Source organism: Mycobacterium sp. 852002-40037_SCH5390672 (assembly GCF_001665875.1).
Lineage (GTDB): Bacteria > Actinomycetota > Actinomycetes > Mycobacteriales > Mycobacteriaceae > Mycobacterium.
In genome coordinates this window covers 19,630-35,035 of sequence record NZ_LZTA01000041.1, presented here as the reverse complement: position 1 = coordinate 35,035, position 15,406 = coordinate 19,630, and the positions used below count along the sequence as shown (strand labels likewise).

Below are 15,406 nucleotides of genomic sequence, written 5' to 3'. Positions count from 1 at the left end.
CCAAGCTGTCCACGACGACGTTGTTGATTGACAGCCCAGGACCCATGGCAGAGCCCGAATCGAAACTTCGACAGCGCACCGAGGGGCGGCTGGACCGCTCCCGCGACCCCGCGATCCTCGACGCCGCGTTGGCCTCACTGGCCGAGCACGGTTACGACGCGACGAACATGAACGACATTGCGGCACGGGCCGGTGTGGGCAAGGCCGCAATTTATCGACGGTGGTCGTCGAAAGCCGCCTTGATGACCGACGCTCTCGTCTATTGGCGACCCGATCTGCTCGAGGATGACGCCCCCGATACCGGCAGTCTGGACGGTGACCTCGACGCCGTTGTCAAGCGCGCCAAGCGCAATGACAACTCCTTGATTACCAATGACCTCGTGCTGCGAGTCGCCGTGGAGGCCGCGCACGACCCCGAACTCGCCACCGCGTTGGATGACCTGATTCTCTTCAAGGGCAGGCGTGTGCTGTCGGCCGTTCTGTCTCGTGCCGCAGACCGCGGCGAAATCTCCGCCACCCGCGACTGGTCATTGATCGCTGACGTCCTGACCGCAATGGGCCTACTACGCGTCATCAGTGGACAGAGCGTCGACGCCAAGTTCATACGACAAGTGATCGATACGCTGATTCTTCCCGCCGTGCAGATGCCAGACGGCGAGCGCGACGTCAGGAAGCGGTGAGGCGATCGGACGCCCGACCGCCGGTTCAGCTTGCGGCGGCCAGCAGGTCGCGTACCGCATTGTCGATGGTGCCCAGCAGCTCGGGGTCGATGCCGGCGCGGCCGCGTACCAGTATCGAGGCGCTGTTGGCGGACGGCAGTCCCTCGGCGTGGCTGAGCCCATCGGGAAACTTACCGATCATCGGCAGCAGCGCTACTCCGAGCCCAGAACGCACCGCCGCGTAGAGGCCGGACAGATCGCTGCACTCGGCGGCGATCTCATACTCGATGTGGTGATTCTCCAGAATTGCGAAAGCGGGCTCGCGCAACGTGCACGGCTCGGAAAAAATCACCAGCGGCAACGGGTCTCGCGGCGAAATCGTCAGCGTGCGCGCTGAAATCCATTGCAACCGCACGAGTCCCGACGCGTGAGCGCGATCCAGGCCCGCTCCGTCGAGCATGATGGCCAGATCGACCAAGCCGCGATCGATCGAGTCCGCCAGCGACACGTTGCGGTCAAGCCGGAAGCGCACCCGCCGGTCGGGAAGCCGCTCCCGCAACACGCGGGACAGGCCGGCCAGCATGACATCAGCGCCGTGCTCGGTGGCGCCGATCGTGAGGAGTTTGTGTTCGGTCGCGCCCAGGTCGTCGAGCGCGGTGTCGTGCGCGGCCAGAATCGTGCGGGCATGCCGCAGCGCCTTCTGGCCGACCTCGGTGAACACGACCCCACGCCCGGAGCGTTGCACAATCGGCTCGCCGACCACAGCTTCGATTCGGCGCAGATGCTGGCTGACCGCGGACTGGCTGAGGTGAAGGGCGGCGGCGGCACGATGGAAGCCACCGCAGTCGGCAACCGCGACGAGACTGCGCAACGGCGCGATGTCGAGCACCTGGGCCATAGGCGCACTCTAATCCGATCGGCACGTCTGATCAATCGTCAACCTCAAGGCGCGAGATCGACTGCCCTGGGGGGGCGTCCGATAAGGCGATGTGATCAATCATGATCGCCAATAATCGTTGGACTGCGTCGGTCGGTCAAGCGAACATGGGTGGCATGGCTCTGCCGCGCATGCCAGTGACCACCGCCACGGCGGTGACGTTCTTTTACGCACTCGGATATCCCATCGGCACGCTGGCGGTATTTGCCATGACACCGATGGCCGCCCTGGTGCTGCGGTTCAGTTTGGCCGCAACGATTCTGGCGATCTGGTCGATGCTGGCCAAGGCCCCCCGGCCCGGACGAACGCAATTCGGCCACGTCCTGGTGACCGGTCTGCTGATCCAGGGCGTTCAGTTCTGCTGCCTGTATGAGGCCGTTCAGCTCGGAGCGCCGGCGGTGTTGTGTGCAGTGGTGGTCGCCATGAATCCGGTGGCCACCGCGATCCTGGCGGCGATGTTCCTGCGGGAACCGCTCGGTCCGCTGCGTGCGGTTGCTCTGGTGCTCGGCGTTGTCGCGGTGTTAGCCGCCTGCTCTCGGAGGCTACTGAGCACGCACGGCGCCGACCCGGTCATCGTATTGCTTGTCATTGCCCTGCTGGGCCTTTCGGCGGGGGGTGTCTACCAACAGCGATTCTGCACCGGCGTCGACTTTCGGGTGATGAGTGCCCTGCAAAATGCCGTGGGGTTGATACCCGCGTCGGCGCTCGCGATCGTCACGCCGTTCACCGTGCACGACGGCGTCAAGGCAGTGATCGCCGTCAGTGGCATGGTGCTGTTGAACGCCACGCTCGCGGTGAGCCTCTACGTGCGGGCCATCAACACCCATGGCGCGACGGCGGTGGCGATGCTGTTCGCCGTCATTCCCGCGGTGGCCGGAGTGTTGTCGTGGATCATCCTGGACCAACGTCCCGACGCGGGTATTGCGGTCGGCCTGGTGCTGGGAGGGCTCGCATGCTGGATCAACACCAGGGCATCCGGCCGGCGTCGGCCCGCGAGGGGCAGCACGCCCACCGCGCCACTGCCGCAGGTCGGGCTCCAGGGCGCACCGAGATGAGATCGCGAACGTCCCCCGCACAGAGGCGTTGCCAATAGCTCGTCCACCATCCGTTCATCCGCGCCTGCCGATCTGTGACAATGCACCCTGCGCAATAGTCAACGGAGGCGTGGTGAATTCTGACAGCGGTCCTATCGGATCACGGTGGGTAGCGGCGACGGTGGCAGGCCTTGTATCGGCAGCCGCGTTCACTTGTCCCGCCGTGGCCAGCGCGGATGCGCAATTGTGCGACCCGGCGAGCGTCGATGCGAATCAAATGTGCCACTTCGATGCCGTAGGCCCACTGTCGGACATCAGCATGGTGTTTCCCGCTAACTACCCCGATGAGCAGGCCATGATCGGCTATTTAGCCAAGGCCGACGATGACTTCATCAACGCCCGTGGACCAATGAACTCGTTGAAATCGCCGACGGCGTTGAGGGTTTCTGGAACCCGATACAGCTCCGGTCCGCAAGCGACGGGTACGCAGTCGGTAGTCACCGAGATCCACCAGAACCTCGGCGCCGTTCACCCTTTGGTGTGGTACAAGTCCTTCAACTACAACCTGGCCAATCAGCAACCGATCACCTTCGATGCGCTGTTCCGGCCGGGAGCTCAACCGCTACAGGCAATCTTGCCGATCGTGCAGAAGACCCTGGCCGACCGGTATCGGGCGACCGTATCGATTCCGCCGGCCACCGGACTCCAGTCAACGAGCTACCAGAGTTTCGCGGTCACCAATGATGCGATCGTGTTCTTCTTCGACCAGAACGCGCTACAGCCGGCGATGGAGGCTACCCAAGTATCGGTGCCGCGCAGCGCGATTGCGTCGATGATCAGTCCCGACATCGCATAACCGGGCGCTACACCGCCCAGCACCGCGGACACCGTTGTCGTGCAACGACTATGCGTCGGACTGCCTGTCAGCGCCCACGAACGGCGCCGTCGCGCCATGTGACGTTCCCCCCGCGTAGGCAAGGCCCGCTACAGCTTCCCATCGAACCCTGTCGAGTCCGTCTTATCGAATCCTTAATATCCTTAACAATTACTTATCCTTCGTGTATGGTGCTGTGGCATGGATCTCACGCCGCAGCGCATTGGCGCGTGTTCACGGCGGAGGCGCGTGCCGTGAGCCCGGTGGGTGAGCACGCCGTCGTGCTGGGCGCCGGAATGGCGGGTTTGCTTACGGCACGGGTGCTTTCGGAGTTCTACGATTCAGTCAGCGTGGTAGAGCGTGACACATTCCTCGGCCATCCGGCTCACCGCAAGGGCGTACCGCAGGGGCGCCACGTGCACATGTTCCTGGGGCGCGGCACGCAAGTGCTTGCCGAACTGTTTCCCGGCGTGATCGACGAGTTGGGCGCCGCGGGTGCCGTCGTCGTCACCGACGGGGACCTGGCGCGGTTTTATGTGCGCGTCGGCCGCTACGAGCTCAAACGTTCGGGCAAATTCGCCGATCCGGCGGCGGTGACGTTATGCCTGGCCAGCCGGCCGTTCGTGGAGTTCCATGTGCGCCGTCGCGTCGCCGGCCTGTCCAATGTGGTGGTTCTCGATGGCCACGACGTGGTCGAGCCCCTTGCCGACGGAGACGTGGTCACCGGTGTGCGAATCATGCGTCGCGACAACGGCACTGTGTCCGACCTGCCAGCTGATTTGGTCGTTGACGCCATGGGCCGGGCGGCCCACACGCCCGCGTTTCTGGACGCTCTGGGCTATGGGCGGCCGCCCGAGACCCGGTCCACCGCCACCTTGGGCTATTCAAGTCAACTGCTCACCATGCCCAAGGGCTGCATCGACAAGCAGATGGTGGTCTTCAACCTAGGTGGCGGAGGTAAGCCGGGCGGCCTGTTGCTGGCCTGCGAGCACGACACGTGGATGTTCGCGGTCGGCCGTACCGTCGAGGCCGGTGGGGCGCCGGCTGATTTCGCCGCAATGCTCGGGCTGGCTGCTGCCGCATTGCCCCGGGAAATCATGGACGGACTACGCCAGGCTCACGCGGTTGGGGAGATCGCCACATACCGTAACCCCGCGGCCATATGGCGGCGCTACGACCGGATGCCGAGCTTCCCAGACGGGTTACTGGTCATCGGCGATGCCTTGTGCAGTCCCAATCCCATTTACGGACAAGGCATGACGATGGCGGCTGTGCAAGCGCTCGCGTTACGCGACTGTCTGCGTGGCGGCGTTGCGGACTTGGCTCAGCGCTTCTTTCATGTCGCGGCACGCGACATCGGGCCGACGTGGGCACGGAATGAGGCCAACGATGCTGGCCCGTCGGCTGGCCGCAAACGATCCCTGCGCCAGCGGTTGCGGGGCCAATTCGTCGGGGCCTTGCTGAATGCCGCCGGTTGCGACACCGCCGTAACCGAACTTCTGCTGCGGGTCAGCCACCTCATCGACCCACCGACGCGACTGCAGGATCCCGCGCTACTTCTCCGAATCCTTCGCGCCAACGTGCGGCGGCGGTTCGCCCGACTCCATAAGTCCGATCAACGTGAACGGGTGCGGGAGGCATCGTGACAAACGGCGACCAGCGAGCCGACGAGGCAGCCATTCGTGCGCTCATCGATCGGCAGGTAAGAGGCTGGGCCGCAGGCGATCCAGCGGTCTACGCCGGGGTCTTCACCGCGGACGCCGACTACATCACCTTTCTGGGGAGCCACCACAAGGGGTGTGACGCGATCGCGGCATCGTATGTTCCCCTGTTCAGAAAGCTCCTCAAGGGAACACAGCTGCGAATAGACATCACCCAGGTCCGGTTTCTCACAGTCGACGTCGCGCTGGTCCACGCGAACGCGTCGGTGGTAAGAGCGGCACGACGCCGCAATAAGGGCAATGCCCGGGTGAACACCAGTGTCGCCGTGCGGACGGACGGCCGCTGGCGACTTGCCGCCTCGCAGAACACCACCCACCGGCGGCTCGCTGAAAAACTCATGACCAAGTTATTTTCCTGAACATTGCCGCCCGACTAGCGTTGTGTGGTCATGAGGGTACGAATGGCGACGCCGCAGGACGCAGGTGCGGTGGCGGAGATCTATCTGCCCTACGTCCGCGACACCGCGATTTCCTTCGAAGCGACGCCCCCAGATGTTGAGACGATGCGGTCGAGGATCACCGACACCCTTGCCCGCTTGCCATGGCTGGTCGTCACCGATCGTGAGTGCGTCAAGGGGTATGCCTATGCGAGCCCGCACCGGGCGCGGGAGGCCTACCGTTGGTGTGCAGATGTGTCGCTCTACCTGGACGAATCGATCCACCGCCAAGGGCACGGCCGCCGGCTTTACGCTGCTTTGCTCAATCTGCTTGTCGCGCAGGGCTATGTCAATGCCTATGCAGGTATCGCGCTGCCCAATCCCGCCAGCGTAGGACTGCACGAAGCGCTGGGTTTCACACGCGTCGGCATCTTCAACGGCGTGGGTTTCAAGCACGAAACGTGGTGGGACGTCGGCTGGTGGCATCGCCGACTGGTCGACCCGCCCCCCGCCCCGCGGCAGCCGCTGCCCTGGTCCCAGCTGTCCGCAAAGACCATCGACGCCGCGCTCGCAGCCAACACCGGATAGCGGTCCAGGAAAGAATTCATACCGATGACCACACCACTGTGGGACCAGCACACATGTCTACCGCTCACAGCGGATACCGACATCAGCCCGCTGACTCGCTACCAACGGGGCGCCGGCACTTTGCTTTCGGTCAACGCGGGATACTCACCCCACAGCTTCAGCGACGCCATGGCGCTCCTGCGCCACTACCGTGCCGCGATCGCTGCCCACCCCGACCTTGAATTGGCGGCCACTCTCGGTGATGTGGACGCGGTGGCACTGGCGGGGCGCATCGCGGTGGTGTTCGACCTGGAAGACTCGCGGCCCCTGGACGACGATCTCGGCAATGTACGCAGGCTGGCGGACCTCGGCGTGCGCACCCTGCTGCCGACCTATAACAACGCGAACCGCGCCGGCAGCGGTTGCCTCGACCACACCGATACTGGTCTGACCGCATGGGGCCGCGCCGTCGTCGCCGAGCTGAACGCCGTCGGCGTCGTCCCGGACGGTTCGCATTGCAGTGCGCGCACCGGCCTCGATATGTGCGAGGTATCCACCGGCCCAGTCATTTACAGCCATTCGTGCATGCGGGCACTCTGGGATCACCCGCGCAACATCACCGATGATCAGGCACGGGCGTGCGCGGAAACCGGCGGCGTCGTCGGCATCACCGGTGTCGGCATCTTCCTGGGGCCCAACACACCCACCCGGGAAGCGATGACACGACATCTGGAATACGCCGTCGGCCTGATCGGCATCGAGCACGTCGGTGTCAGCACCGACTTCTCCTTCGACGCCGCCGATTTCAACGACGAACTGCGGCGCAATCCACATCTGTTCGACGACAGCTACACCCGCTGGGGCCCTATCCAGTGGATGCCCCCGGAAACATTCCTCATGCTCGGCGAGCACCTCCGGCGCAGGGGGTGGAGCGCAGGCGACATCGAGGCTGTGCTGGGTGGGAACTTCTACCGGGTGGCACGACAAGCCTGGCGATCTTGAGTAAACCGCTGATGGGACGAAAGTTTCAAGGCAGCTCGACCTTGCTGGCCAGCCACCGACCGTCCACCTTTTCCATGGTCATCTTGACCCGGCTGCGGTCTAGCTGAGGCGCCGGCGCGGTCCCATTGCTCACCGACTGGTCGACGAACAAGACAACGTCGACCTTGTCTTCGGTGGCGGACTGGACCGCGGCCTCGATCACACTCCCATGCGCCGCGGCCTTGTTGTCAATGAGAGTTTGGCGCAGCTGGGCACTGGATTTTGTGTACATGTCTTTGAATTCACCGGTTGAGCCGTCGAGAACATCGGTGAAGTTCTTATCGATAGCGTTGGTGTCCACACTGGTCAATGTGATGATGTACTTCTTTGCCGCATCGAGTGCTTGGGCAGCGGCGACATCCTTCTGGTGTTGCTGAAACAGAAGCCAGCCCTCATATCCCGCACCCGCGAGCACGATGGACAGCACGCTGGCAGCGGCCCAGCGAATGACATTGACGCGCCGGCCTTTTCGGACATCGGTCCGCAGATCATCGGTGCCATCGTCGTCCTGGTCCGGTGCCTCGTCGGGCTCGGCTGCGTCCACCATGTCGTTGTCCGTGGCCGGTGACCCGCCGACTGGTGTCGAGCCGTCGCCGGACTGGTCGGCCTCGCTCGCCGCGACGGCCGGAGGTTGCGGCGCTTCATCTCCAATCCCCTCCGCGGCCTGGCGGAAGCGACTTACCAGCCATGTTCCTGGACTGCCGGCTCTTCGTAGCGATGGGTGATGGTTCATCAGTTGCATGCGCCGGAGTCACGAAGCGCGTTCGCCCAGCCGGTGGCCGAGACGATGTTCGCATGGGTGACTCCTGACGGATCCTTTCTCTTGATGCTGTCGCTGATCCGCGAGAGCTGAAATGCCAAGTGGGTCATCGATTCCCCGCCGTACACCGGTGAATACGGGCCGAAGTTGTCGGGCTGATTGGTGATGATCAGCGGCCTCACGCGAGGTGCCAGAAACGCCGTCGACTGGTCAATATTGATGACCACAGCCCGGGCATTCCCCTGCACACCGCCGATCGAGTAGTCGTCATGCTGGTCACCCAGGTACCGGTTGAAGTCATTGATCTGGCCCATCAACGGATCGAATTGCGACTTGAACCATTGGCAGGAATCGGACATTCCGCCGACCATCTCCGGTGTCACCCTTGCCGTGAACGTGCTGTACGGCCAGATGTCGAAGTTCGGTGACCAATCGCTGGGAGCCGGTGTGAACACCGGCAACGGCGGTGGGGGCTGGCCCGCATCGGCAGCGGCATAGCCGGACAGCGCCATGGCGGCGGCGAGTGCCGGCCCGGCGCACGCCATGCCGCTACCTGCCCGTCGCAACCTCGTTAGATCCATCCGCTCTTCCCCACGAAACACGATATCCCGTGCCTACCGAATAGCGGACCGCAACCGCGTTTCCAAATTGCCGTTAACATCGATGCTCTGATACGGGATCTTCTCGCGAAGTCAGCAACGCGTCAAGGGGGCGCTATCGGGCCAACTGCAGGTGTGACCACCGGTCGCCGCGCCCCGGCGAGCCGATTCGAAGCACAGGAATCGGCGCGACTCGAAAAAGTCGGGTCTTCCTTAGAAGCTGAGCGACGGTTAACATAGCCGCCCGTGGGGGCACACCGAACGTTCACCGACAAACATCGGCACCTGCGAGTGGTCGCCTTGGGATGCATCCGGCTATGACCACCCAGGACGACCGCTCGCTGAACGACGACCGCGCTCCCGACAGCGTGGCCACTATCCAAGAGTGGTCCGCGGGCTACGTCGTGCGGCACCCACTGGCCTCACTCAACACCCTCGGCGAGCAGTACATCCTCGCAATACGCACCATTGAGTACTGCATGGTCGACCTATTCACCGGGCGCTTCCAATGGGTCGAGTTCATCCGCCAGGGCGCATTCATGGCTGCTACGGCGGTGCTGCCGACGGTCTTGGTAGCGCTGCCGATCGGGGTGACGCTATCCATCCAGTTCGCCCTGCTGGCCAACCAAGTCGGTGCGACGTCACTCGCCGGTGCGGCCAGTGGACTCGCGGTGATCCGTCAGGCCGCTTCACTGGTGGCCGCGGTGCTCATGGCGTCCGCCGTCGGGTCCGCCATCACCGCTGACCTGGGTTCCCGCACCATGCGCGAGGAGACCGATGCCATGGAGGTCATGGGCGTCTCGGTAATTCGCCGGCTGGTCGTGCCCCGCTTTGCCGCGGCCATCATGGTTGGTGTCGGTCTGACGGGAATCACTTGCTTTGTCGGGTTTTTGGCCAGCTACCTGTTCAACGTCTATTTCCAGCGCGGCGCACCGGGGAGCTTCGTGGCGACATTCTCATCGTTCGCCACCACCGAGGACATGATCGTCGCGCTGCTCAAGGCCGTCATTTACGGGGCGATCGTGGCGGTGATCGCCTGTCAGAAAGGACTTTTCACCAAGGGCGGGCCCGCGGGCGTCGCGAACTCGGTGAACGCCGCGGTGGTGGAGTCGATCCTGGTGTTGATGATCGTCAACGTCGGAATCAGTGAGTTGTACAACGCGCTGTTCCCGAGGACGGGGCTCTGACATGACGGCCTCCGCTTACGTTCCCGTCTTGGCGCGACCGATTGTCGGTGCCTATCGGGCGGGGTCCATCCCAATCATGCGGTTGGGGCACATGTTGGTGTTCTTCGGACGCGCAGTATTCGCTGTGCCGTCCGTGCTGCGGCAATACCGCACGGAGTTCCTGCGACTGCTATCGAATATCGCTTGGGGTAACGGCTCGATCGTGGTCGGCGGGGGCACGGCCGGTGTCGCGGTGGTGCTGGGCTTCACCGCGGGGGCTCTGGTGGCCGTGGAGGGATATAACTTCCTCAACCTCCTCGGCCTGGGTCCCGCGACCGGCATCATCTCGTCACTGGTCAACACGCGCGAGCTGGCGCCGATCATGGCTTCGCTGGCCTTTGCGATGCAGGCCGGTTGCCGGTTCACCGCGCAGCTGGGCGCCATGCGGATCGCCGAAGAGATCGATGCCCTGGAATCGTTGGCGATCCGCCCTATTCCGTTCCTGGTCACGACGCGGCTCATGGCCTCCGTCATCGCGGTGATCCCGCTCTACATCGCCTGCCTCGCGGTGACCTATCTGACGTGCCAGGTCGTCGCGGGCGTGATCAGTGGTGGATCCATCGGCCCGTACCTGCACTACTTCACCATGATGCTCAGCGCTAAAGATATTGCCTATTCGGTACTCAAGTGCGTTGTCTTCGTGTGGCTTTCGTCCACAGTGCAGTGCTACTACGGGTTTTACGCCGCAGGTGGCCCCGAGGGCGTAGGGGTAGCCGCCGGGCATGCCATGCGGGCGAGCATCACCGTCGTGATCATGGTCAACATGTTGCTCACCATGGCGCTGTGGAGCATCGACGCCGGCGCGAGATTCGGTGGCTGAATGCCGAATTCATTAGATTTCGACGGTCGCGGCCCCTCCGACCAACAGCTGCTTGCCATGGGTGTGGCAGTGCTGTTGATCGCAGGGCTGATCACGGGAAGCCTGCTCTTGAAGTCCACGGGACGGCTCAATGACTACATCCGTGTGGTCGCCGAGCTGACGAACGTGGGCGACGGGCTGCCCGCCCGTTCGGATGTGAAGTATCACGGGCTACTCGTGGGCGCCGTCGACGATGTCGTCCCAGCGACGTACGGCAGGCCCAACTACGTCCACATCAACCTCAAGCCGGAATACGCCAGGGACATTCCGGGCGCGGTGACCGCGCGTGTGGTGCCCAGCAATGTGTTCGCGGTGTCGTCCGTGCAACTCGTCGACGGTGGGCCGAGCCCGAGTATCCGCAGCGGGGCGCGCATCCCCGAAGACCTGCAGCTTTCTACGGTGATCTTCCAGACCACGATCAGCAAACTACGTGACATCCTTGCCGCGACCGGTCGGGACCGCGAGGACCACAGCGTGGGAATTCTGGCGGCCGTCGCGGCCGCTACCAACAACCGGCGCGGCGCGCTGCTCACCGCCGGTGCGCAGATGACTCGGGTACTCGATGAGCTCAACTCGATCGTTACCGCGGATCCCGGACCGTCCACCGTCTCCGCGCTGCTGGATGCCACTCGGGGTTTGCAGTCCACCGCGCCCGACCTGGTCGATGTCTTGCATGACGCAGTCACACCGATGCAGACCTTGGCCGAAAAGCGTGAGCAATTCAGATCACTGGTTACCGGATCGCACCACACCTTCGGGGTCAGCCGGCAAGCGTTCGACAACCACACCGATCAGCTGATCGAAATGACGCAACACCTCACCCCCGTCCTGGGCGTGTTCGCCCTGCACAGCGACAAGTTCGTGCCCATCTTCACCCGATTGAACCGCCTGTCGGACAAGTTCTTCGAAGAGGTATGGGATCCCGAACTCGACACGGGAAACATGCGGGTCAATCTGTCGCTCACACCGAGCTACACCTACACCCGCGCCGACTGCCCGCGCTACGGCCAGTTACTGGGGCCGAGTTGCTATACGGCCCCGACGATCGCCGTCCGGCCCGACCTGCCCGAGGTTCTGTTACCGCAGAACTACCACCCGCCCGCGGATCTGGCGCCGCCCCCGGGCACCCAGATCGGACCCGACGGCAACCTCGTTGCGGTCGGTCCGCCGCTGTACAACCCGAACCCGAACCTGCAAGACCCCAATCCGCCATTGCCGTGGTGGCCGTGGCCCATCGGCCCCACTCCCCGAGTTCCGGGAACCGCCGATCCCGACGACGCGCCACCACCACCCGGTTCACCGCCGACACCAAACCCGGGCCCACCCGGTGCGATCGCCCCGTCGGGATACGGCGGCAACGTCGGTCCGGTTGGCAGCCAACACGAGCGCGACCAACTGGGCTTGATCACCGGCCAAGGACGTCCGGCGTCGGTGGCGACCCAGTTGCTGCTCGGCCCGGTAGCACGCGGTACTGCGGTCTCGCTGCAACCACGGCAGCGACAGCTGGCGGGCGGCCCGAGATGAAAGTACGGGGACCGCTGATCGGGCTGTCGATCTTCATGGCGATCGCCATCGCCGTGACGTGGCTGGTGTATGCCACCCTTCGGCGTGATGTGGCCGGTCCGACCACGCCGTACGCGGCGGTATTCACCGACGCGTATGGATTACGCATCGGCGACGACGTGCGGATGGCGGGCGTGCGGGTCGGTCGCGTCGAAAACGTCGAACTCACCGGCAAACTGGCGAAAGTCTCCTTCATCGTCGAAAACGATCAACACTTGTATGGCAACACCGTCGCATCGGTGACCTATCAGAACATCATCGGACAGCGGTATCTGGGCTTGTCGCTGGGCGAAACCGGCAACAGGGAAAGACTTCCCGCCGCAAGCGTGATACCGGTGCAGCAGACGGACCCTTCCTTTGACGTCGGGAAGCTGCTCAACGGATTCGAGCCGCTGTTCACCCTGCTCAATGCCAAGGACGCCGACGACCTGACCAAGGGCGTATTGCAGTCGCTGCAAGGCGATCAGGCGTCGATCCCCTTGTTGGTGGAGCAGACATCGACAATCACCCGGACGTTGTCCGCACGCGATCAATCCCTGGGCGATCTCATCAGCAGCCTCACGAAGGTCACCGACACCGTCGCCCGTCAAAACGACGACCTCGACCATGCGCTCGACCAAACACGCGATGCGGTAGCCGATTTCGATGACCGTCGCCCGTCGCTGCAGGACTCCGTGGGTTCAATCGCTCGGGTGACCCGTCGGCTCTCGGCGATCGCCGACGACGTGGATCCTTCGCTGAACGAACTCATCACCCGAGAACCGGGGTTCAGCAAGCACATGGCCGGCATCGAACCTCAGCTCGCATTTACCGGAGACAACCTCCCGCTGCTACTCAAGGGTTTTGCGCGAGCCGTCAGCGAGGGTTCCTACGGCAATGCTTACGCGTGCGACCTCAACGCCACCGGCTTCTTCCCGGAGCTCAACGACATCACGACTTTCATCGTCAACGCGGCCACACCGGGCAACGCCTATCCGATCACCACGAAAAATATGGGGTGGCATACCCCGCGATGCAGAAACATGGCTAATGGCTGATTCACTGAAGGCCCGGTGGTCGCGGCGCCGTCCGCTGGAGTCATACAACAGGACCTGGCTCGGGCTGGCGGGACTGGTGGTGGTCGCCGTTCTTGTCGCGGTATCGCTGGGAATCAAGCTCCTCGGTGTCGGCTACACCCACTACACCGCCGAATTCCTGCAAGCGGCAACGCTGCGACCCGGCAACCCCATCACCATCGCCGGCATCGAGGTCGGACACGTCACCAGCATGAAGCTCGATGGCGATCACGTCGAAGCCGGTTTGAGCGTGCGTGAGAATATCGCGCTGGGCCGGGACACCCGGGCGGTGATCAAGGTGATGACCATCCTCGGCTCGCGCTATCTCGAGCTGGTGCCCGACGGCCCGGGCTCCTTGCCGTCCAAGACGATCCGCCTGTCCCACACCGAGGTGCCCTACGACCTGCAGTCGCTACTCGAAGACGCCACCACCACCTTCGAGCAGGTCGATTCCGACCAGTTCGCGCAGTCGCTCGCAGTGCTGGGCAAGCAGCTTGGCGGCGTGCCGCCGCTGATACCGCAGGCCGTCGCGAATCTGCAGACGCTGTCGACGATCACGGCCGACCGTCGAGGCCAACTCGGCACGCTGCTCAAAAGCACTCAGCGAGTGGTCAATACCCTGCGGCACCAGCAGACCAACATCGGACATCTGATGGATCAAGGGCAGGATCTGCTGGGGCACCTGGTGGCGCGCGAGGCCACCTTTCACGCGATGTTCGCGGGACTGACCGACCTCGTCGACCAACTCGACAAGGTCGTCGTCAGCAACCGGCCGATGCTCGACGAGTTGTTCGCCAACCTGCACCAGCTGACGAACATGGTCGGACAGCACGACGACTTGCTGCGCAACCTCCTACAGGTCGCCCCGGTGACGCTGCGGGGCCTGACCAACGCCACCGGCTACGGACCGGTCGTCGAGTTCAACCTTCCCAATGGTCTCGCAATCGATTCATGGATGTGTGCCATCAGCGGGCGCGCCAAAGAATTCAAGATGATCCAGTATTTCAAGGACTGCAAATGACCTCCGGCAGGCGCACACTCATCGCCGTAGGTGCCGCGGTCGCGGTGCTGGCCGCCGTCGGCCTCGGATTAGTCGGCCACTACGTCAAATCACGACTGGATACCATGACGGTGATCGCGCAATTCGACAGCGCCGCCGGCCTTTACGAAGGAAATGTGGTGGCGGTTCTGGGCATGCCGGTGGGCAAGGTCAGCAGGGTCACGTCGAAAGGCAGCTACGTTGAGGCCGAGTTGACAGTGGACAAGAAGGTCAAAATCCCGGCGGCGGCCCGCGCGGTCACCATCACCACCTCCATCCTCACCGATCGGCAGGTGGAACTGACCCCGCCCTATCGGAGCGGTCCGGTACTGAGGAACCACGACACGATCGGGCTCACCCGGACCAAGACACCGGTGGCTTTCGATCGCGTACTCGACATGCTCGACAAGGTGTCCAAATCGCTGAAGGGGGACGAAAAGGGGGGTGGACCCATCGCCGACCTGACCGACTCCGCGGTCGCCATCACCGACGGCAACGGGAAGAAAATCCTGGCTGCTCTCGACCAGCTTTCCAACGCGCTGCGGCTCAGCTCCGAGCGGGGCGGGACCACCCGCGAGCAGTTGACCACGATCATTACCGACCTGAGCTCGATAACGGAGGCCGCCGCACGCAACGACGCCAAAGTGCGTCAATTCGGCTCGACGACACGCCATCTCAGCCAGATACTCGCCGACGAAAAGTTCGGCACCGGCACCACCGGACGTACCATCAACAGAATCCTCGACGAAGTCACCACGCTGCTCGAGCAGAACCGGGAGAACCTCAAGCAGGCCGTGCGCAACGGCGACACCGTCGCCAAGACGATCGTCGATGATCAGCGCGTGGTGTCCGAAATGCTCGATGTGCTCCCCATGACGCTGGAAAACCTCTACAACACCGTCGATCAGAACAATGGGGCGATACGGGTGCACGGGCTGCTCGATAAGGCCCTCACCGACAGCCAGTCCGCCAAGGAGCTCTGCAACCTCATGCACCTGCGCCAACTGGGCTGCAGCACAGGCACACTGCAAGACTACGGCCCCGACTTCGGCCTGACCTACATTCTCGACGGTCTCTCGGCGATGGGGCAGTAGC

Annotated in this window: 16 protein-coding genes; 13 read left to right on the top strand and 3 right to left on the bottom strand. The window is 63.6% G+C overall.

The annotated features are described in order from the left end of the window. Positions 1-44: 44 nt before the first annotated feature. Complete coding sequence (locus A5782_RS07400) at positions 45-680, top strand: TetR/AcrR family transcriptional regulator (RefSeq protein ID WP_067097278.1); 636 nt, start codon at positions 45-47, stop codon at positions 678-680. Between the two features lie 25 nt (positions 681-705). On the opposite strand, the gene A5782_RS07395 is transcribed toward A5782_RS07400, so the two are convergent. After that, positions 706-1,557 carry a LysR family transcriptional regulator gene (locus A5782_RS07395; protein WP_067097275.1) on the bottom strand — a complete coding sequence of 284 codons (852 nt, stop codon included), beginning with the start codon at positions 1,555-1,557 and terminating at the stop codon, positions 706-708. Positions 1,558-1,727: 170 nt separating this feature from the next. On the opposite strand from A5782_RS07395, the gene A5782_RS07390 reads away from it, so the two are divergent. From A5782_RS07390 to A5782_RS07365, 6 genes are all read left to right on the top strand, one after another. Further along, positions 1,728-2,651, top strand: coding sequence for a DMT family transporter (locus tag A5782_RS07390; protein WP_082942834.1), 924 nt, complete (start codon positions 1,728-1,730; stop codon positions 2,649-2,651). A gap of 109 nt (positions 2,652-2,760) precedes the next feature. After that, positions 2,761-3,486 carry an esterase gene (locus tag A5782_RS07385; protein ID WP_067097268.1) on the top strand — a complete coding sequence of 242 codons (726 nt, stop codon included), beginning with the start codon at positions 2,761-2,763 and terminating at the stop codon, positions 3,484-3,486. Positions 3,487-3,800: 314 nt separating this feature from the next. Continuing rightward, entirely contained in the window at positions 3,801-5,150 is a 1,350-nt protein-coding gene (locus A5782_RS07380) for an NAD(P)/FAD-dependent oxidoreductase (protein WP_369815600.1), read from the top strand. Then, entirely contained in the window at positions 5,147-5,584 is a 438-nt protein-coding gene (locus A5782_RS07375; protein WP_067097265.1) for an SgcJ/EcaC family oxidoreductase, read from the top strand. Before A5782_RS07380 ends, A5782_RS07375 begins: the two co-directional genes overlap by 4 nt. Positions 5,585-5,626: 42 nt before the next feature. After that, entirely contained in the window at positions 5,627-6,190 is a 564-nt protein-coding gene (locus A5782_RS07370) for an arsinothricin resistance N-acetyltransferase ArsN1 family B (protein WP_067097262.1), read from the top strand. Between the two features lie 24 nt (positions 6,191-6,214). Further along, positions 6,215-7,171 carry a dipeptidase gene (locus tag A5782_RS07365; protein WP_067097260.1) on the top strand — a complete coding sequence of 319 codons (957 nt, stop codon included), beginning with the start codon at positions 6,215-6,217 and terminating at the stop codon, positions 7,169-7,171. 25 nt (positions 7,172-7,196) lie between these two features. Here the strand turns inward: A5782_RS07365 and A5782_RS07360 are convergent, their stop codons facing one another. Both A5782_RS07360 and A5782_RS07355 read right to left on the bottom strand, forming a co-directional pair. Continuing rightward, the gene (locus A5782_RS07360) at positions 7,197-7,952 is read right to left on the bottom strand and encodes an Mce protein (protein WP_067097257.1); all 756 of its coding nucleotides are present in this window, start codon (positions 7,950-7,952) and stop codon (positions 7,197-7,199) included. Beyond that, positions 7,943-8,572, bottom strand: a complete 630-nt coding sequence (locus tag A5782_RS07355) for a hypothetical protein (protein ID WP_067097255.1) — start codon at positions 8,570-8,572, stop codon at positions 7,943-7,945. The genes A5782_RS07360 and A5782_RS07355 overlap by 10 nt, the downstream gene beginning before the upstream one ends. A 314-nt stretch (positions 8,573-8,886) precedes the next feature. On the opposite strand from A5782_RS07355, the gene A5782_RS07350 reads away from it, so the two are divergent. Genes A5782_RS07350 through A5782_RS07325 form a run of 6 tightly spaced genes read left to right on the top strand, consistent with a single transcriptional unit; the run spans position 8,887 to position 15,405 of the window. After that, positions 8,887-9,756 carry an ABC transporter permease gene (locus A5782_RS07350; RefSeq protein ID WP_067097252.1) on the top strand — a complete coding sequence of 290 codons (870 nt, stop codon included), beginning with the start codon at positions 8,887-8,889 and terminating at the stop codon, positions 9,754-9,756. 1 nt (position 9,757) lies between these two features. After that, on the top strand, positions 9,758-10,615 hold the full coding sequence (locus A5782_RS07345; protein WP_067097249.1) for an ABC transporter permease: 858 nt from the start codon (positions 9,758-9,760) through the stop codon (positions 10,613-10,615). Further along, entirely contained in the window at positions 10,616-12,178 is a 1,563-nt protein-coding gene (locus A5782_RS07340) for an MlaD family protein (protein WP_067097247.1), read from the top strand. It abuts the gene before it with no gap. Next, entirely contained in the window at positions 12,175-13,254 is a 1,080-nt protein-coding gene (locus A5782_RS07335; RefSeq protein ID WP_067097244.1) for an MlaD family protein, read from the top strand. The genes A5782_RS07340 and A5782_RS07335 overlap by 4 nt, the downstream gene beginning before the upstream one ends. Beyond that, the gene (locus tag A5782_RS07330; protein WP_067097241.1) at positions 13,247-14,293 is read left to right on the top strand and encodes an MCE family protein; all 1,047 of its coding nucleotides are present in this window, start codon (positions 13,247-13,249) and stop codon (positions 14,291-14,293) included. The genes A5782_RS07335 and A5782_RS07330 overlap by 8 nt, the downstream gene beginning before the upstream one ends. Beyond that, positions 14,290-15,405: an MCE family protein gene (locus tag A5782_RS07325; RefSeq protein ID WP_067097238.1), complete on the top strand. Its 1,116-nt coding sequence runs from the start codon at positions 14,290-14,292 to the stop codon at positions 15,403-15,405. The genes A5782_RS07330 and A5782_RS07325 overlap by 4 nt, the downstream gene beginning before the upstream one ends. Position 15,406 lies beyond the last annotated feature (1 nt).

Excerpts from the sequence above, each read along its gene's own strand:
- A5782_RS07400 (WP_067097278.1), top strand. The coding sequence starts at position 45 with ATGGCAGAGCCCGAATCGAAACTTCGACAGCGCACCGAGGGGCGGCTG.
- A5782_RS07395 (WP_067097275.1), bottom strand. The coding sequence starts at position 1,557 with ATGGCCCAGGTGCTCGACATCGCGCCGTTGCGCAGTCTCGTCGCGGTT.
- A5782_RS07390 (WP_082942834.1), top strand. The coding sequence starts at position 1,728 with ATGCCAGTGACCACCGCCACGGCGGTGACGTTCTTTTACGCACTCGGA.
- A5782_RS07380 (WP_369815600.1), top strand. The coding sequence starts at position 3,801 with ATGGCGGGTTTGCTTACGGCACGGGTGCTTTCGGAGTTCTACGATTCA.
- A5782_RS07370 (WP_067097262.1), top strand. The coding sequence starts at position 5,627 with ATGGCGACGCCGCAGGACGCAGGTGCGGTGGCGGAGATCTATCTGCCC.
- A5782_RS07365 (WP_067097260.1), top strand. The coding sequence starts at position 6,215 with ATGACCACACCACTGTGGGACCAGCACACATGTCTACCGCTCACAGCG.
- A5782_RS07360 (WP_067097257.1), bottom strand. The coding sequence starts at position 7,952 with ATGCAACTGATGAACCATCACCCATCGCTACGAAGAGCCGGCAGTCCA.
- A5782_RS07350 (WP_067097252.1), top strand. The coding sequence starts at position 8,887 with ATGACCACCCAGGACGACCGCTCGCTGAACGACGACCGCGCTCCCGAC.
- A5782_RS07345 (WP_067097249.1), top strand. The coding sequence starts at position 9,758 with ATGACGGCCTCCGCTTACGTTCCCGTCTTGGCGCGACCGATTGTCGGT.
- A5782_RS07340 (WP_067097247.1), top strand. The coding sequence starts at position 10,616 with ATGCCGAATTCATTAGATTTCGACGGTCGCGGCCCCTCCGACCAACAG.
- A5782_RS07335 (WP_067097244.1), top strand. The coding sequence starts at position 12,175 with ATGAAAGTACGGGGACCGCTGATCGGGCTGTCGATCTTCATGGCGATC.
- A5782_RS07330 (WP_067097241.1), top strand. The coding sequence starts at position 13,247 with ATGGCTGATTCACTGAAGGCCCGGTGGTCGCGGCGCCGTCCGCTGGAG.
- A5782_RS07325 (WP_067097238.1), top strand. The coding sequence starts at position 14,290 with ATGACCTCCGGCAGGCGCACACTCATCGCCGTAGGTGCCGCGGTCGCG.